The sequence below is a fragment of the Staphylococcus sp. EG-SA-18 genome, from assembly GCF_017151825.1.
Taxonomy (GTDB): domain Bacteria; phylum Bacillota; class Bacilli; order Staphylococcales; family Staphylococcaceae; genus Staphylococcus; species Staphylococcus aureus.
In genome coordinates, this window is sequence record NZ_JACYVY010000033.1 from 100505 (window position 1) to 119382 (window position 18878).

The 18878-nt window shown below is 33.4% G+C and carries 18 protein-coding genes, 1 other RNA gene and 1 other annotated feature; of the genes, 17 read left to right on the forward strand and 2 right to left on the reverse strand.

Going from position 1 to position 18878, the window contains the following annotated elements; all coding sequences use genetic code 11:
- Positions 1 to 5: 5 nt before the first annotated feature.
- The 4 genes from aspS to IDG66_RS08950 all read left to right on the forward strand — a co-directional run bounded on the left by aspS (position 6) and on the right by IDG66_RS08950 (position 3006).
- The gene (aspS, locus tag IDG66_RS08935) at positions 6 to 1772 is read left to right on the forward strand and encodes an aspartate--tRNA ligase (protein ID WP_000044799.1); all 1767 of its coding nucleotides are present in this window, start codon (positions 6 to 8) and stop codon (positions 1770 to 1772) included.
- Between the two features lie 77 nt (positions 1773 to 1849).
- Positions 1850 to 2040: non-coding RNA, 6S RNA (ssrS, locus tag IDG66_RS08940), on the forward strand.
- Between the two features lie 64 nt (positions 2041 to 2104).
- Positions 2105 to 2233 (forward strand): hypothetical protein, encoded by a 129-nt coding sequence (locus IDG66_RS08945; protein WP_001790559.1) that lies wholly within the window; start codon positions 2105 to 2107, stop codon positions 2231 to 2233.
- Positions 2233 to 3006: a tRNA threonylcarbamoyladenosine dehydratase gene (locus IDG66_RS08950; RefSeq protein WP_000682646.1), complete on the forward strand. Its 774-nt coding sequence runs from the start codon at positions 2233 to 2235 to the stop codon at positions 3004 to 3006. The genes IDG66_RS08945 and IDG66_RS08950 overlap by 1 nt, the downstream gene beginning before the upstream one ends.
- A gap of 160 nt (positions 3007 to 3166) precedes the next feature.
- Here the strand turns inward: IDG66_RS08950 and IDG66_RS08955 are convergent, their stop codons facing one another.
- Complete coding sequence (locus IDG66_RS08955; protein ID WP_000102740.1) at positions 3167 to 4441, reverse strand: replication-associated recombination protein A; 1275 nt, start codon at positions 4439 to 4441, stop codon at positions 3167 to 3169.
- An 84-nt stretch (positions 4442 to 4525) separates the two neighbouring features.
- On the opposite strand from IDG66_RS08955, the gene cymR reads away from it, so the two are divergent.
- The 3 genes from cymR to IDG66_RS08970 all read left to right on the forward strand — a co-directional run bounded on the left by cymR (position 4526) and on the right by IDG66_RS08970 (position 5416).
- Positions 4526 to 4948: a cysteine metabolism transcriptional regulator CymR gene (cymR, locus tag IDG66_RS08960; protein WP_000704122.1), complete on the forward strand. Its 423-nt coding sequence runs from the start codon at positions 4526 to 4528 to the stop codon at positions 4946 to 4948.
- 99 nt (positions 4949 to 5047) lie between these two features.
- Positions 5048 to 5230, forward strand: coding sequence for a CsbD family protein (locus tag IDG66_RS08965; protein WP_000752909.1), 183 nt, complete (start codon positions 5048 to 5050; stop codon positions 5228 to 5230).
- A gap of 39 nt (positions 5231 to 5269) precedes the next feature.
- Entirely contained in the window at positions 5270 to 5416 is a 147-nt protein-coding gene (locus IDG66_RS08970) for an SAS049 family protein (RefSeq protein WP_000009238.1), read from the forward strand.
- 236 nt (positions 5417 to 5652) lie between these two features.
- Here the strand turns inward: IDG66_RS08970 and IDG66_RS08975 are convergent, their stop codons facing one another.
- A complete protein-coding gene (locus IDG66_RS08975; protein WP_000985895.1) occupies positions 5653 to 6666 on the reverse strand; it encodes an LLM class flavin-dependent oxidoreductase in 1014 nt (337 codons plus the stop codon).
- Between the two features lie 311 nt (positions 6667 to 6977).
- Here IDG66_RS08975 and IDG66_RS08980 point away from each other — a divergent pair, with 311 nt between their 5' ends.
- The 10 genes from IDG66_RS08980 to IDG66_RS09025 all read left to right on the forward strand — a co-directional run bounded on the left by IDG66_RS08980 (position 6978) and on the right by IDG66_RS09025 (position 18867).
- Positions 6978 to 8120 (forward strand): cysteine desulfurase family protein, encoded by a 1143-nt coding sequence (locus tag IDG66_RS08980; protein WP_000409158.1) that lies wholly within the window; start codon positions 6978 to 6980, stop codon positions 8118 to 8120.
- Positions 8121 to 9239: a tRNA 2-thiouridine(34) synthase MnmA gene (gene mnmA, locus IDG66_RS08985; RefSeq protein ID WP_000066094.1), complete on the forward strand. Its 1119-nt coding sequence runs from the start codon at positions 8121 to 8123 to the stop codon at positions 9237 to 9239.
- A 580-nt stretch (positions 9240 to 9819) separates the two neighbouring features.
- A complete protein-coding gene (locus IDG66_RS08990; RefSeq protein ID WP_206172189.1) occupies positions 9820 to 10488 on the forward strand; it encodes a tetratricopeptide repeat protein in 669 nt (222 codons plus the stop codon).
- Between the two features lies 1 nt (position 10489).
- A complete protein-coding gene (gene recD2, locus IDG66_RS08995) occupies positions 10490 to 12967 on the forward strand; it encodes an SF1B family DNA helicase RecD2 (RefSeq protein ID WP_001283312.1) in 2478 nt (825 codons plus the stop codon).
- 33 nt (positions 12968 to 13000) lie between these two features.
- Positions 13001 to 13178: a binding site (T-box leader), on the forward strand.
- Between the two features lie 131 nt (positions 13179 to 13309).
- Positions 13310 to 15940 (forward strand): alanine--tRNA ligase, encoded by a 2631-nt coding sequence (gene alaS / locus IDG66_RS09000; protein WP_000734072.1) that lies wholly within the window; start codon positions 13310 to 13312, stop codon positions 15938 to 15940.
- A 62-nt stretch (positions 15941 to 16002) separates the two neighbouring features.
- Complete coding sequence (locus tag IDG66_RS09005) at positions 16003 to 16263, forward strand: IreB family regulatory phosphoprotein (protein ID WP_000426912.1); 261 nt, start codon at positions 16003 to 16005, stop codon at positions 16261 to 16263.
- A gap of 3 nt (positions 16264 to 16266) precedes the next feature.
- Complete coding sequence (gene ruvX / locus IDG66_RS09010; RefSeq protein WP_000939059.1) at positions 16267 to 16695, forward strand: Holliday junction resolvase RuvX; 429 nt, start codon at positions 16267 to 16269, stop codon at positions 16693 to 16695.
- 14 nt (positions 16696 to 16709) lie between these two features.
- Entirely contained in the window at positions 16710 to 17018 is a 309-nt protein-coding gene (locus IDG66_RS09015) for a DUF1292 domain-containing protein (RefSeq protein WP_000134779.1), read from the forward strand.
- 284 nt (positions 17019 to 17302) lie between these two features.
- Positions 17303 to 17941, forward strand: a complete 639-nt coding sequence (locus IDG66_RS09020) for an O-methyltransferase (RefSeq protein ID WP_000342266.1) — start codon at positions 17303 to 17305, stop codon at positions 17939 to 17941.
- Between the two features lie 2 nt (positions 17942 to 17943).
- Complete coding sequence (locus IDG66_RS09025) at positions 17944 to 18867, forward strand: peptidase U32 family protein (RefSeq protein ID WP_000137775.1); 924 nt, start codon at positions 17944 to 17946, stop codon at positions 18865 to 18867.
- The last annotated feature ends 11 nt before the right edge of the window (positions 18868 to 18878 follow it).

Genomic DNA, 18878 nt, shown 5'->3' on the forward strand with positions numbered 1-18878 from the left:
AAAATATGAGTAAGAGAACAACTTATTGTGGATTAGTTACTGAAGCATTTTTAGGACAAGAAATTACATTAAAAGGATGGGTTAACAATCGTCGTGACCTAGGTGGATTGATTTTCGTTGATTTAAGAGATAGAGAAGGAATTGTACAAGTCGTGTTTAATCCTGCATTTTCAGAAGAGGCATTGAAAATTGCTGAAACAGTACGTTCTGAATATGTTGTAGAAGTTCAAGGTACAGTTACGAAGCGTGACCCTGAAACAGTTAATCCTAAAATTAAAACTGGCCAAGTTGAAGTACAAGTTACAAATATTAAAGTGATTAATAAATCTGAGACACCACCATTTTCTATAAATGAAGAAAATGTTAACGTTGATGAAAATATTCGATTAAAATACCGTTATTTAGATTTACGTCGTCAAGAGTTAGCGCAAACATTTAAAATGAGACATCAAATTACACGTTCTATTCGTCAATATTTGGATGATGAAGGGTTCTTTGACATCGAAACACCAGTACTAACGAAGTCAACACCTGAGGGTGCACGTGACTATTTAGTACCATCTCGTGTTCATGATGGTGAATTTTATGCATTACCACAATCACCACAATTATTTAAGCAATTATTGATGATTAGTGGATTTGACAAATACTACCAAATCGTAAAATGCTTCCGTGACGAAGATTTACGTGCAGATCGTCAACCTGAATTTACACAAGTCGATATTGAAATGAGTTTTGTAGACCAAGAAGATGTGATGCAAATGGGTGAAGAAATGCTTAAAAAAGTTGTTAAAGAAGTTAAAGGCGTTGAAATTAATGGCGCTTTCCCACGCATGACATATAAAGAAGCGATGCGTCGCTATGGTTCTGATAAACCAGATACGCGTTTTGAAATGGAATTAATTGACGTTTCTCAATTAGGACGTGATATGGACTTTAAAGTATTTAAAGATACTGTTGAAAATGATGGTGAAATTAAAGCAATTGTCGCTAAAGGTGCAGCTGAACAATATACTCGTAAAGATATGGATGCTTTAACAGAATTTGTAAACATCTATGGTGCTAAAGGATTAGCGTGGGTTAAAGTTGTGGAAGATGGTTTGACAGGTCCAATTGGACGTTTCTTTGAAACAGAAAATGTTGAAACATTACTTACATTAACTGGTGCTGAAGCTGGTGACTTAGTAATGTTTGTTGCAGACAAACCAAATGTCGTTGCACAAAGTTTAGGTGCATTACGTGTCAAATTAGCTAAAGAATTAGGTTTAATCGATGAAACAAAATTAAACTTCTTATGGGTGACAGATTGGCCATTATTGGAATATGATGAAGATGCGAAACGTTACGTTGCAGCACATCATCCATTTACATCTCCAAAAGAAGCTGATATTGCTAAGCTTGGCACTGCGCCAGAAGAAGCTGAGGCAAATGCTTATGACATAGTATTAAATGGTTATGAATTAGGTGGCGGTTCAATCAGAATTCATGATGGTGAGTTACAAGAAAAAATGTTCGAAGTTCTTGGATTTACTAAAGAACAAGCACAAGAACAGTTCGGCTTCTTACTAGATGCATTTAAATATGGTGCACCACCACATGGCGGTATTGCATTAGGATTAGACCGATTAGTCATGTTATTGACTAATAGAACAAACTTGAGAGATACAATCGCATTCCCTAAAACAGCATCTGCTACATGTTTATTAACGAATGCGCCTGGTGAAGTTTCTGATAAACAATTAGAAGAACTTTCTTTGCGAATTCGTCACTAAATTTTAAAAAATCAATAAACTTTGGTTTGTTATAATTTCATTAATTTTAATTATGTGGTAATATAACATCATAAGATAGTCATCTGAGTTGTTCGTAAGTTTGCTTTTTAATTTGGGCCTAACACTCTTTGATCAAGGGAGCCCAATGGGTTTTCTTGCAGCGTACACGCCTTATATGAAGGACGTACAAAACAAGAAACAGGGCACCCACCTGTATATAACAGGCCGAATGATCAAGCTATTATAACTACGGCAATACGGACTCTATCGATACGCAAGACTTTGTCTTGCGTATTTTTATGCGTTTCTTTAAGTTTTTAATAAAGAATTAGTTGGGTTTTATAGCGTTTAATAAATGTTTCCTCGTTGAATTTTGGGAAAATAATCAAAGCGATAATGCTAAATATAAAATTTTAAGTTACTATGTACTTATGTATAAATCAGTGAAAGAGGTAAAATAATGAAACATCAATTTTCAAGAAATGAACTAGCGATTGGACAACAAGGTTTAGATTTATTGAAGCAACAAACTGTTGTCATACTTGGCGTTGGAGGTGTTGGTTCATTTGCTGCTGAAGCATTAGCAAGAACGAATATTGGTCATATTATATTAATAGACAAAGATGATGTTGATATTACAAATGTAAACAGACAATTACACGCTTTAACTACAACGGTAGGACAAAGTAAAGTTTCTTTGATGGAAGAACGTATTAAATTAATTAATCCAGATTGTAAAGTCACGCCCTTACATATGTTTTATACAGAAGAGACATATGAAGAAATTTTCGATAACTACGATATAGATTATTTTGTAGATGCAAGTGATACAATAATGTACAAAGTACACTTAATGAAAGAGTGTCTTGACCGAGGGATTAAAGTGATTTCCAGTATGGGTGCTGCAAATAAAACAGATCCAACACGTTTTACAATTTCAGATATCTCTAAAACACATACCGATCCAATGGCCAAAATTATTCGTCAAAAATTGAAAAAACTAGGAATTCGTAAAGGGATTCCAGTTGTATTTTCAGATGAAAGTCCAATTGTCATAAGAGAAGATGTAAAAGATATAGTTGGAGATAAAAATGCTATCAATCGAAAAGGACAAATGCCACCTTCTTCAAATGCCTTTGTGCCAAGTGTTGTTGGATTAATTTGTGCTAGTTATGTGGTGAATGACGTATTAAAAGATATTCCAGTTCGTCGCATTAAAGACAAAGGGCAATAATTCATTTTGAAAGTCATAATTTTCAACGTAAGGCAAGTGTAACCACACCATAAAACTAAAACTGACTAGTTCGCAAGCATAGTAGAATATGCCTCGTATACTAGTCAGTTTTGATTTGATTATAGCTAAAATATCAAAGGTAATCGATTTAATCTTATTTTTACGGCCTTTGTTTAAGTAAGTTGTTATATATTTCTTTGAGTTGTTGTTCACTTTTAGATGTCGTTTTTGGTTCATAATAAATTTTGTTTTTAAGTTTATCAGGTAAATATTGCTGTGAAACATAGCCATTAACATATTGGTGTGGATATTTGTAACCAATAGATCGGCCTAGATCTTTAGCACCTTGATAATGTCCATCTTTTAAATGGTTTGGAATTTGGCCCACATGACCGTTTCTAATATCGGACAATGCACTATCAATGGCACTCATTGCTGAATTTGACTTAGGTGATAAGCATAGTTCGATTACTGCTTGGCTTAGTGGAATTCTAGCTTCTGGTAAACCTAGACGTTCTGCTGATTCAATAGCAGCAAGTGTTCTCTGACCAGCATTAGGTGAGGCTAAGCCTATATCCTCATAGCTAATTACAAGTAATCGTCGAACTATTGTAGGTAAATCTCCAGCTTCAATTAATCGTGCTAAATAATGTAAAGCGGCATTGACGTCGCTACCACGGATAGATTTTTGGAAAGCGCTCATAACATCGTAATGCATGTCCCCATCCTTATCACTTACAAATGCACCTTTTTGTAAACAGTCTTTAGCATCTTGCAATGTAACATGTCGATAACCGTCTTTGTCATTATCTGCGCTTAATACAGCTAATTCCAATGCATTTAACGCACTACGAACATCACCTTGACTTTGTGTAGAAAAGTAGGTCATGGCATCTTCATCAATTTTGGGTTGATATGTTTTCAAACCATTCTCTTCATCTTCTATTGCACGAGTTAACGCTTGGCGCACATCTTCATCATTTAAAGGATATAACTCAAAAATTTGCGCTCTTGAACGAATCGCTGGATTGATAGCATGATAAGGATTTGAAGTTGTAGCACCGATCAAGACGATTTTGCCATTTTCTAAATGAGGTAATAAAAAGTCTTGTTTAGCTTTATCTAGTCGATGTATTTCATCTAATAACAAGATAACTTGACCAGACATTTTAGCTTCTTCAACAACAAGTTGCATATCTTTTTTAGTGTTAGTTACAGCATTCAATTGTCTGAATTTATATTGCGTACTGCCCGAAATTGCTTTGGCAATACTTGTTTTGCCTATACCAGGTGGACCATAAAAAATCATTGAAGTTAATTTTTTTGTATCAACCATTCTTCTGATAATGCCTCTTGGTCCAACTAAATGTTGTTGGGAAATGATTTCATCTATATTTTTTGGGCGCATTCTCGATGCTAATGGTTCTGTACTCACATTTGTCACACCTTTCTTATACTATCTTAACTCAAAAAATGCTAAAATGGGAATATCAATATTCGAATTAAGTGAGGTTATACAATGAAAATTTCTACTAAAGGGAGATATGGACTTACATTGATGATTTCTCTTGCTAAAAAAGAGGGGCAAGGATGTATATCATTAAAGTCAATTGCTGAAGAAAATAATTTGAGTGATTTATATTTAGAACAGCTTGTAGGTCCTTTAAGAAATGCGGGGTTAATTCGAAGTGTACGCGGTGCTAAAGGTGGATACCAATTAAGAGTGCCAGCGGAAGAAATCTCAGCAGGGGATATTATAAGACTGTTGGAAGGTCCAATTACATTTGTTGAAAGTATTGAATCAGAACCACCTGCGCAAAAACAACTATGGATTCGCATGAGAGATGCAGTGAGAGATGTTTTAGATAATACAACATTGAAATATTTAGCGGAATATGTAGATACAAGCGAAGATTTAGACGGATACATGTTTTATATTTAATCGTATAAATACTATACTATAACATAAAAACTTCATATTATAATGTTTAGCGAACCTCCTTAGTGGTATATAAATATATACATCCAAGGAGGTTTCACTATGGCAGACGAAAGTAAGTTCGATCAATTTAAAGGAAATGTTAAAGAAACAGTAGGTAACGTTACTGATAACAAAGAATTAGAAAAAGAAGGTCAGCAAGATAAAGCGACTGGTAAAGCAAAAGAAGTTGTTGAAAATGCTAAAAACAAAATAACTGATGCAATTGATAAACTTAAAAAATAAGTTCAATTAAACTAATTAAATATAAGAGGAGCGATTAATATGAGTTTTATGGATAAAGCTAAAGACGCAGTAGAAAAATTTAAAAATAGCGATAATGAACAAGTTAAAAATGTAAAAGATAAGATAAATGAATATACAGGATCGAATAACGAAGAGAAAAAAGAAAATGAAGATAAAGAGAAATAAATTTCTTTAAATTTTGGATATGCTTTTCAATATTTTGAAAGCGCCCCATCAAATAAACACTAACACAGTGTAAAGTTGAAGGGGCGCTTTCATATTTGCTTTAGAATTTTAAGTGAATTTGAATCATTACTAAAATAAATGATTGAACAATAAAGACATCTTTTATTCAAAATGCTGTTACTGTTTATTTTTATTAATATTATGGATACATACTTTCACTTAGTTTATTTATCACATTATAAAGTGTTTTTTTCATTTATCTGATTTATAACATTCTTGAACCGACGATAAGAGTCTAATTGCATATCTTTATCATAAATATAACTTATTGCCATAATTTCGTTGACTTCACCATAAGTTTCCATAAAATCTTGAATTTTTTGTTGAACAGTATTTTCTGAACCTATTAATGATATTTTCTGTCTTTCCATAGCCATCGCATATTCTCTCGGCGTTAATATATTTTGTAGTTCATGTGTTGGCGGTTGAACGGGCTGCATTCTGCCACGAGTGATACTAACCATTACTTGTGCCATAGATGAAGCTAAATATTGTGCTTCGTCATCATTTTCAGCAACGATTGTATTTAAACATACAATAACATAAGGTTCGTCTAATACATCAGAAGGTTCAAATAACGTTTTGTAAATTTCGATAGCTTCTTTCATTTGTTGAGGTGCAAAATGTCCAGCGAACACATATGGAAGCCCTTTACGAGCAGCTAAATGTGCAGAATCTGTTGAAGAACCAAGAATATATAAAGGCACATTTTTACCTACTGCTGGATAAGCACGAACATATGCTTGTTGGTGAGCGGGACCGAAATATTGTTGTAATAATGAAACTTCTTCCGGAAATTTATAAACACCATCATGTTGATCTCGTCTTAATGCACTTGCGGTCATCATATCTGTTCCAGGTGCACGTCCTAATCCTAAATCGACACGATTTGGAAATAATGTTGCCATCGTGCCAAATTGTTCCGCAACGATTAATGGAGCATGGTTAGGTAACATGATTCCTCCAGAACCTACACGTATGTGTTTCGTATGTTCTAACGTATGTTGAATCAATAAAGCAGTCGCTGAACTTACTAGGTTGGGAGCGTTATGGTGTTCAGCAATCCAATATCTTTCATATGATAATTCGTCTAAATGTTGTGCGAGCTTAACCATATCATTAATTGCTGTTCGTTCATCTTCACCTTCTCGAATAGGGACAAGGTTTAATGCTGAATATTTAATCGCCATTTTTGTATCGTCCTTCCTTTTGTATGATATAAGAAGTATACCAATCGAATAACCAGATAAATATTAAATTGCTCATAACCAAAATAATAGTACGTTACATTTTACGAATGAAAAAATATCTGCAAATACTAAAATTTATAAAAAAGACAAGAATAAAGCGATAAACTTAAAAAAGCCTATCGAAAAGCATGTGTAGAAAATGGTAAAATATAATTAAAAACATTATAAATAAAGTTAAACAGAAAAGTAGAAAAATAGTATGTAAGGTGCTATTATTGGAACATTGATAAAATTGTGAGGAGTGTCCAAACATGGAAATTTATGCAGATTATGCTGCGACCACACCAGTAAAACCTGAAGTAGTAGATGCGATGATGATGATTTACAATTCGCATTATGGTAATCCATCATCAATACATGCTAAGGGAAGAGATGCGCGTAAATATTTAGATGAGTCAAGACGTCAAATTGCACAATTACTTGGTGCAGATACACATGAAATTATATTTACGAGTGGTGCAACAGAATCGAATAATACGGCAATTAAAGGCATAGTAAAAGCAAATGAACAATTGGGTAATCACATTATCACATCGAAGATTGAACATCATTCTGTGTTACATGTTTTTGAACAATTAGAGCGAGAAGGTTTTGATGTAACATATCTAGATGTTGATGATACAGGTGCTATTGATTTAGACCAACTTGAAGAAACAATTACAGATAAGACGATTTTAGTATCTATTATGTTTGTAAATAATGAAGTTGGCACAGTGCAACAAATTTATGATATTCAAGATATTATTGCTGAGACAAATGCATATTTCCATGTTGATGCGGTTCAAGCAATTGGACATCTTGATGTTAAGTTTGACGAATTTGAGATCGACGCAATGAGTATTACTGCTCATAAGTTTGGAGGACCAAAAGGTGTCGGTGCATTATTAGTTAAAGACCATGTCACATTAGATTATCCTCAACTTGGCGGTGAACAAGAATTGAAACGCCGTGCAGGTACTGAAAATCTTGCACAAATTGTCGGGATGGCTAAAGCATTACAATTAGCAGAAAAGAATCGAGACGATAACAATATTCATTTAATGAATTTAAAAGAACAATTTTTAGTTAAATTACAAGAAAGAGCGATTCCATTTGAATTAAATGGTTCAATGACGGATGCTACAGGCCATATTGTAAATCTATATTTTCCGTTTGTTGAAGTTGAAACGATGTTAACATTGTTGGATATGGCACAAATCTATGTGTCGTCTGGATCTGCATGTACAGCAGGCTCTACACAACCGTCGCATGTTTTAGATGCAATGTTCGAAGATGAAGAGCGATCAAATCATTCGATTCGATTTAGTTTTAACGAATTGACTACTGAAAATGAAATTAATGCAATTGTAGCTGAAATTCATAAAATATATTTTAAATTTAAGGAGGAGTCATAATTGTCAAATAAAGATATACGTGTTGTCGTTGGTATGTCAGGCGGTGTAGATAGTTCTGTAACAGCCCACGTCTTAAAAGAACAAGGTTATGATGTCATTGGCATATTTATGAAAAACTGGGATGACACTGACGAAAATGGCGTATGTACTGCAACTGAAGATTACAACGATGTTATTGAAGTGTGTAATCAAATTGGCATTCCATATTACGCTGTTAATTTTGAAAAAGAATATTGGGATAAAGTCTTTACGTATTTCTTAGATGAATATAAAAAAGGTCGTACTCCAAACCCAGACGTTATGTGTAATAAAGAAATTAAGTTTAAAGCCTTTTTAGATCATGCGATGAATTTAGGTGCAGATTATGTAGCAACAGGGCATTACGCACGCATACATCGTCATGAAGATGGTCATGTTGAAATGTTACGTGGTGTAGATAATAATAAAGATCAAACATACTTCTTGAATCAATTATCCCAACAACAACTTTCAAAAGTGATGTTCCCAATTGGCGACATCGAAAAGATTGAAGTGCGTCGAATTGCTGAAGAACAAGGACTAGTTACTGCTAAGAAAAAAGATTCTACAGGTATTTGTTTTATCGGCGAAAAAAACTTTAAAACATTTTTATCTCAATATCTACCTGCGCAACCGGGTGATATGATAACACTTGATGGTAAGAAAATGGGTAAACATAGTGGGTTGATGTATTACACAATAGGACAAAGACATGGTTTAGGTATAGGTGGAGATGGCGATCCTTGGTTTGTTGTCGGTAAAAATCTAAAAGATAATGTTTTATATGTAGAACAAGGATTCCATCACGATGCATTATACAGTGATTACTTAATTGCTTCAGACTATTCATTTGTAAATCCAGAAGATAATGACTTAGATCAAGGTTTTGAATGTACAGCTAAATTTAGATATCGCCAAAAAGATACGAAAGTTTTTGTGAAACGTGAAAACGACCATGCACTACGTGTTACTTTTGCTGAGCCAGTAAGAGCAATCACACCTGGACAAGCAGTTGTTTTTTATCAAGGTGATGTGTGTCTTGGTGGAGCAACAATTGACGATGTGTTCAAAAATGAAGGTCAATTAAATTATGTTGTATAAACAATGGCAACAATAAATTACTTATTTGAAGTTTCAACGTCGAAAATGACGAAAGACAGTTTTTGATGAGAATAATTCATGATGATAGAGTCTGGGACATCACAATGTCCTAGGCTCTACAATGTTATATTGGCGGGGCCCCAACACAGAGAAATTGGGACCCCAATTTCAACAGGCAATGGAAGTTGGGGACGGGGCCCCAACACAGAAGCTGACCAAAAGTCAGATTTCAATAATGTGCAAGTTGGGGATGGGGCCCCAACACAGAGAATTTCGTAAAGAAATTCTACAGGCAATGCGAGTTGGGGATAAACGAATTTAATTTTGTTAAAATATCATTTCTGTCCCACTCCCTATGCATGAGTCTAATTATGTATTCCTATTTTTAAGTACATAATAGTAGTGGCTAATGTGGAAGAACCATTACATAATAAACCGTTAATGGTTCTTAATCATTTCTATTCCATTCCCGCTTTTTCATGAATGAAGATGATATTAGATTATATTTTATTCGTTGTTAAGTGATTCGAGACATACAATTTATCAAGATGTTATAATTGATGAGAAATGAGGTTCGTAAATGATAGATCAACAAACAATTTATCAATACATACAAAATGGAAAAATAGAAGAAGCGTTACAAGCATTGTTCGGAAATATCGAAGAAAATCCTACAATTATTGAAAATTATATTAATGCTGGTATCGTACTTGCTGATGCGAATGAGATTGAAAAGGCAGAGCGCTTTTTCCAAAAAGCTTTAACAATAGATCCGAAGAATGGCGTCGTATTTTATAATCTAGCAAATGTATATTATAATCAGCAACGTTATCAAGAAGCTATTAAATTATATCAACAAGCATTACAAACAGAGATTGAACAAGTTGATTGTAATTATATGATCGGTATGGCGTTTAATCAGTTAGAATCATTTAAGCTGGCATTGCCGTATTTAATGACTGCTGCGGAACTAGATAAAGACAAAGATGCAGAAGTTCAATTTCAATATGGTCTTGTATTATGTCAATTAGAAATGTTTAATGAAGCCATAACTCAACTTAAACATGTATTAACGATTGATAAAAATCATGTTGATGCAAGATACAATTTGGGCTTAGCGTTATTTATGAAAAATGAAGATATTGATGAAGCAATAACTCATTTTAAAGAAGCTGTGACTATCGACTCTAAACACTTATTAAGTCAGCATGCGCTGAAAACATTCACTAAAATGAAAGAGGAGGAGTAACATGTCAGACCCTACACTATTTGATTATTCAATGATCAAAGGTACTGTTGAAGCGATATTGTTTCAAAACAGTGATAATTTTTATACAGTGCTTAAAGTAGATACTATTGAAACAAATGAAGACTTTGATACAATGCCAACTGTTGTAGGGTTTCTTCCGAATATTGTTGAAGGCGATGTCTACACATTTAAAGGGCAAGTTGTTGATCATCCACGTTATGGTAAACAATTAAAAGCAGAGACTTTTGAAAAAGAAATGCCACAAACGAAAGAAGCAATTATAAGTTATTTATCTAGTGATTTGTTTAAAGGTGTAGGTAAAAAGACAGCTCAAAATATTGTTAATACATTAGGTGACAATGCGATAAATGATATATTAGATGACCATTCAGTGCTAGAAAAAGTTTCGGGATTATCTAAAAAGAAACAGAAACAAATTGCAGAACAAATTTCAGCAAATCAAGAATCTGAAAAAATAATGATTCGTTTACATGATTTAGGGTTTGGTCCTAAACTTTCAATGGCAATTTATCAGTTTTATCTCGGCGATACACTGACTATTTTAGATCGAAATCCATATCAATTGATTTATGATATTAAAGGTATTGGTTTTAATAAAGCAGATCAACTTGCTAGAAATATTGGTATCGCTTATAACGATAATGAACGATTAAAAGCTGCGTTGCTCTATACGTTAGAAGAAGAATGTATTAAACAGGGACATACATATTTGCCTATCAATGTTGTTATAGATTTAACGGTTGATGTATTAAATTATCAAGATGAAGAGGTCATCGAACCTGAAAAATTAGACGAAATGTTGCAATACTTAAATGAGGAAAAACGACTAATTATTGACAATGAACAAGTTGCAATTCCAAGTTTGTATTATTCTGAAATCAAAAGTGTTCAAAACTTATTCAGAATAAAGACGCATACAAATAAACTTACAGAAATTGAACAGTCAGATTTACAAATGCATATTGGTGAAATAGAAGATGCGAATCAAGTGAACTATGCAGCTTCACAAAAAGAAGCTTTGCAAACGGCTATCAATTCTAAGGTGATGCTATTAACCGGTGGACCGGGAACAGGAAAAACGACAGTAATTAAAGGTATTGTTGAATTATATGCTGAGATTCATGGCTTATCATTAGATTATGATGATTATGTCAATGATGATTATCCAGTTGTATTAGCAGCGCCAACAGGAAGAGCGTCCAAGAGACTACAAGAGTCAACTGGATTAGAAGCTATGACGATTCATCGTTTAATAGGTTGGAATCAAGACACAAAGCCAGAGGATATATTAGAAAATGAAATAAACGCACGACTCATAATCATTGATGAGATGTCTATGGTAGATACTTGGTTGTTCCACCAATTTTTAAGTGCAGTTCCTTTAGATGCACAATTGATATTTGTAGGTGATGAGGACCAATTGCCTTCTGTAGGTCCTGGTCAAGTATTTAAAGATTTAATTGAATCGAAAGCTATACCACGAGTTAATCTGACTGAAGTATATCGTCAACAAGATGGTTCAAGCATTATAGAATTAGCACATCGAATGAAGTTGGGTCAGAAAATTGATATTACACAGCGTTTTCATGATAGAAGTTTTATTAACTGTCAGGCAAACCAAATACCAACAGTTGTAGAGAAGGTAGTTACTAGTGCTGTTAATAAAGGGTATACTATGGCTGATATTCAAGTGCTTGCACCAATGTATAAAGGAAATGCCGGTATTAAACGTTTAAATCAAGTTTTACAAGATATTTTAAACCCTAAAAAGAAAGACACACGAGAAATTGAGTTTGGTGATGTAGTCTTTAGAAAAGGTGACAAAGTATTACAACTTGTTAATAGGCCAAATGATAACATATTCAATGGTGACATAGGAGTTATTGTTGGTATTTTTTGGGCGAAAGAAAATGCCCTTAATAAAGATGTACTTGTTGTGGATTTTGAAGGTAATGAAATTACATTTACGAAACAAGATATGATGGAATTAACACATGCTTATTGTACATCAATCCATAAATCACAAGGTTCAGAATTTCCTATTGTTATCATGCCTATTGTTAAACAGTATTTTAGAATGTTACAAAGACCGATATTATATACTGGTTTAACTAGAGCGAAAACGAGTTTAGTTCTACTTGGTGATCCAGAAGCATTTGATATTGGATTAAAAACAAATGGTCAAGCGCGTTTAACACAATTATGTACATTGTTGAAAAATTATTTTAATTCAGAAGATGAAGAAATGCTGGAAAACACAGCAACTAATGATACAGGAGCTTCACAAACGACAATAGATGATCAAGTAGAAGCGCCAATGTCATCGAATGATAGTGGAGAAGTTACGTCTGATTCAACAAAAACAGATATAAATGTATTAACGGAAGCTACAATGTTTAAAATTGACCCAATGATTAATATGGGAGAAATCACGCCGTATGACTTTATAGAACGTTGACAACAAGAGTAAATGTAACTAAAATAGAATTAAATTCGTATAAAGATGAGTAGTTAATGATTTGTTTATCAGAGATGTACTGGTTGGTGAAAAGTACAACAAACATTAGTGAACGCTACTTTATGCACAACTGTATAGTCGATTTAAAGTGATAAATGTGTTGAATTGCATTTATAACTAGGGTGGTACCGCGATAACGTTCGTCCCTTTTGAGGATGGGCGTTTTTTATTTTTTAATAATAAAAAATGATATTGATTTATACTAGTTTTTCAAATCGACTATCTGTGTCATCAATTTTTATGGAATGGTAATTTAAAAACAGTAAATAGGATGTGTAAAAGATGAAAAAGTTAAAAGCGAGTGAAATTAGACAAAAATATCTAGATTTCTTTGTTGAAAAAGGACATATGGTTGAACCTTCTGCACCATTAGTGCCAATTGATGATGATACATTATTATGGATTAATTCAGGTGTAGCAACATTAAAGAAATATTTTGATGGACGTGAAACACCTAAAAAGCCAAGAATTGTAAACTCTCAAAAAGCTATTCGTACAAATGATATTGAAAATGTTGGTTTCACAGCGCGTCACCATACATTCTTTGAAATGTTAGGTAACTTCTCAATTGGTGATTATTTTAAACAAGAAGCGATTGAATTTGCTTGGGAATTTTTAACGAGTGATAAATGGATGGGGATGGAGCCAGATAAATTGTACGTTACGATTCATCCGGAAGATATGGAAGCATACAACATTTGGCATAAAGATATTGGGCTTGAAGAAAGTCGTATTATTCGCATTGAAGGTAACTTCTGGGATATTGGTGAAGGGCCTTCAGGACCAAACACTGAGATTTTCTATGATCGCGGAGAAGCATATGGACAAGACGATCCGGCAGAAGAAATGTATCCAGGTGGAGAAAATGAACGCTATCTTGAAGTATGGAACTTAGTATTTAGTGAATTCAATCATAATAAAGATCATAGTTACACACCATTACCTAATAAAAACATTGATACTGGCATGGGGCTTGAGCGTATGGCCTCAGTTTCTCAAAATGTACGTACTAACTATGAAACAGATTTATTTATGCCTATAATGAATGAAATCGAAAAAGTATCAGGTAAACAATATTTAGTAAACAACGAACAAGATGTGGCATTTAAAGTAATTGCTGACCACATTCGTACGATTGCATTTGCAATTTCTGATGGTGCATTACCTGCCAATGAAGGTAGAGGATATGTATTACGTCGATTGTTACGTCGTGCCGTTCGTTTTAGTCAAACGTTAGGAATCAATGAGCCATTTATGTACAAACTTGTTGATATTGTTGCAGACATTATGGAACCATATTATCCAAATGTTAAGGAAAAAGCAGATTTCATTAAGCGTGTTATAAAGTCTGAAGAAGAACGATTCCATGAAACATTAGAAGATGGTTTAGCGATTTTAAATGAATTAATTAAAAAAGCTAAAGCGACAACAAATGAAATTAATGGGAAAGATGCATTTAAATTGTATGATACGTACGGGTTCCCAATTGAATTAACTGAAGAAATAGCAGTGCAAGCAGGATTGAAAGTTGATATGACAACATTCGAGTCAGAAATGCAACAACAACGTGATCGTGCACGTCAAGCACGTCAAAATTCTCAATCAATGCAAGTTCAAAGTGAAGTATTGAAAAATATTACATCTGCAAGTACTTTTGTTGGTTATGATACTGCGACAGCTCAAACAACACTAACACACTTGATATATAATGGTGAAGAAGTTTCACAAGTTGAAGCGGGTGAAACAGTATACTTCATGTTAACGGAAACACCATTTTATGCAGTCAGTGGTGGACAAGTTGCGGATACAGGTATTGTTTATAATGACAATTTTGAAATTGCTGTTAGTGAAGTAACCAAAGCACCAAATGGTCAAAACTTGCATAAAGGAGTAGTACAATTTGGCCAAGTAAATGTTGGCGCTACAGTGTCTGCTGAAGTGAACCAAAATGATCGACGTGACATTCAAAAGAACCATAGTGCAACACATTTATTACATGCAGCGTTGAAATCAGTACTGGGTGATCATGTTAACCAAGCTGGTTCACTAGTAGAAGCAGATCGTTTACGTTTTGATTTCTCTCATTTTGGTCCAATGACTAATGATGAAATTGATCAAGTTGAACGCTTAGTAAATGAAGAAATTTGGAAAGGTATTGACGTTAACATTCAAGAAATGGATATTGCTTCAGCTAAAGAAATGGGCGCAATGGCATTATTCGGTGAAAAATATGGTGATGTTGTGCGTGTAGTAAATATGGCACCATTTTCAATTGAATTATGTGGTGGTATTCATGTCCGCAATACTTCTGAAATTGGCTTATTCAAAATAGTAAGTGAGTCAGGTACAGGAGCTGGTGTGCGTCGTATTGAAGCATTAACAGGTAAAGCAGCTTTCTTATATTTAGAAGATATTCAAGAGAAATTTAATACGATGAAATCACAGCTGAAAGTGAAATCTGATGATCAAGTAGTCGATAAGTTAACACAATTACAAGATGAAGAAAAAGCATTATTAAAACAATTAGAGCAACGTGACAAAGAAATCACATCACTTAAAATGGGTAATATTGAAAATCAAGTTGAAGAAATCAATGGCTATAAAGTATTGGTTACTGAAGTGGATGTACCAAATGCGAAAGCAATTCGCTCGACAATGGACGATTTTAAATCTAAACTACAAGATACAATTATCATTCTTGCAAGTAATGTTGATGATAAAGTATCGATGGTTGCAACTGTCCCTAAATCTTTAACAAATAACGTTAAAGCCGGTGATCTTATCAAACAAATGGCACCAATCGTTGGTGGTAAAGGTGGCGGTCGTCCAGATATGGCTCAAGGTGGCGGTACACAACCTGAAAATATCTCAAAATCATTAAGCTTTATTAAAGATTACATTAAAAATCTATAATTTAAAGCCATAATATTGTATGATGATAGTGAGTTATATTTGTAATTAAAGGAGTGTCGCAAATGGAAAACTTTGATAAAACAATGAAATTCGACTATGAAGAACTTCCAACGCAAGATGTAAGAGATGTTTTAAATAATGTTTATCGAACATTAGATGAACGAGGATATAATGCCGTAAACCAAATTGTAGGTTATTTATTATCAGGTGACCCTGCGTATATTCCACGCCAAAATGAAGCAAGAAATCAAATTCGTCATATTGATAGAGATGTTATTATGGAAGAACTTGTTTCTTACTATTTAAAAGAGCAAAATAAATAATTTATGTTACAACATAAAATTTTAGGACTCGATGTCGGTAGTAGAACGGTAGGAATTGCAATTAGTGATATAATGGGTTGGACGGCACAAGGATTAGACACACTCCGAATCAATGAAGAAAATAATGAATTAGGTATTGACCAATTAGTAGACATTATTAAAAAACATAATGTGGGTACAGTCGTAATAGGACTACCTAAAAACATGAATAATTCAATAGGATTTCGAGGCGAAGCTTCGTTAACATATAAAGAAAAATTATTAGAAGCTTATCCTTCTATTGAGATTGTGATGTGGGATGAAAGATTAAGCACAATGGCTGCTGAACGATCATTATTAGAAGCAGATGTTTCAAGACAAAAAAGAAAACAAGTGATTGATAAAATGGCAGCGGTATTTATTTTACAAGGCTATTTAGATTCACTACATTAAAAGGAGATTTTACTATGACTGAACATAATCATGATTCACAACTAGAAATTAATAACGAAGAAGAATTATTAACTTTATTCGATGAAGAGGGAAATGAAGTTTTATACCGAAAAGTTTTAGAATTTTATCATCCTGAATTCAAAAAAGAGTATGTTATCTTAGCTGAAGAAGGTGCTCAATCAGATGAAGACGATATGATTGAGCTTGTACCAATGATCAATGAACCAGATGAGTCAGGTGACGGTGGTAAGTTAGTACCAATCGAAACTGATGAAGAATGGGACATGATTGAAGAAGTTGTAAATACTGAAATGGAAGAATAATTAAAAAGATTTTACTCTTGCTAACCTTAAGATGGGGAGGCAAGAGTATTTTTTTAAGTTAAGCAATGTATAAATAATTAACGCTTATAATTTTATTGAAAATATGGTAAAATATCTAAAGTTAAATTTTATATGAATGATTCGCTTCTATAAATAAAATAGCTTTGCGTCTAACACGAAATCAGTCATTTAATTGGTTGGCAAAATTATAATCAATTGTGAAGGCTGATTTATTTTATTGTCATAATCATATTGACTTATTTTACATAAAGGAAGTTTAAAACATGGATGACCTAAATAAAAAATATTTAATAGATTTACATCAACATCAAAATAGTTCAATCGAAGTTTTGCGTGAATTTGCCGAAGTAAATGAAGTGCCAATTGTAGATCGTTTAACATTAGATTTAATTAAGCAATTAATTCGTATGAATAATGTTAAAAATATTTTAGAAATTGGTACAGCAATCGGCTATAGTTCTATGCAATTCGCTTCTATATCTGATGACATTCATGTCACAACGATAGAGCGTAATGAAACGATGATTCAATATGCTAAACAAAATTTAGCTACTTATCATTTTGAAAACCAGGTTCGAATTATTGAAGGTAATGCTTTAGAGCAATTTGAAAATGTAAATGACAAAGTTTATGATATGATATTTATTGATGCAGCAAAAGCGCAATCAAAGAAATTTTTTGAAATATATACACCACTTTTAAAGCACCAAGGTCTCGTAATTACAGATAATGTTTTATATCACGGTTTTGTATCGGATATTGGGATTGTTAGATCGAGAAATGTAAGACAAATGGTTAAAAAGGTTCAAGATTATAATGAGTGGTTAATAAAGCAACCAGGATATACAACGAATTTTTTAAATATAGACGATGGATTAGCGATTTCAATTAAAGGAGAATGACTATGACAGAATTACTTGTCACACCCAAGTCATTAAGCCATATGGAAACACTTATTGATTTAGGTGCAGATGCTTTTGTAATTGGCGAGCAAAAGTTTGGTTTAAGACTTCCAGGGGAATTCAATAGACAACAAATGACAGAGGCTGTCGCATTAGCTCACAAAAACGATAAAAAAGTATATGCGGCGGTGAATGGATTATTTCATAATTATCATTTAGATGCTGTAGAAGATTATATTAATTTTTTACATGAAATACGAGTTGACAGAATTATTTTCGGGGATCCAGCAGTAGTAATGTATGTGAAGGCGCAAGAGAATCCAATACCACTTCATTGGAATGCAGAGACGTTAGTAACTAATCATTTTCAATGTAATTACTGGGGTAAAAGAGGCGCATCAAGAGCTGTCTTAGCACGTGAGCTGAATTTGGATGAAATTATTAATATAAAAGAAAATTCAAATGTGGAAATTGAGGTGCAAGTTCAAGGAATGACTTGTATGTTCCAATCAAAGCGTATGCTACTAGGCAATTATTATACGTTCCAAGATCGCCAAATGAAAATTGAACGTCGCAATGATGAACAATCTTTATTACTTTATGATGAAGAAAGACAAAATAATTACCCAGTTTACGAAGATTACAATGGTACGCACATTATGTCACCAAACGACATTTGTTTAATTGAAGAATTAGCACCATTTTTTGAGGCGGGTATAGATTCATTTAAAATCGATGGTATTCTACAAACGGAAGAATATATTAATGTGGTAACGGAACAGTATCGTCAAGCGATAGATTTGTACAATGAAGATCCTGAAATCTATGAAGATGAGAAATTTATGTTGATGGACCCAATTGAAGAAATTCAACCTGATCATCGACCATTTGACGAAGGTTTCTTATATAAACAAACGGTATATTAAGGAGGTTAATC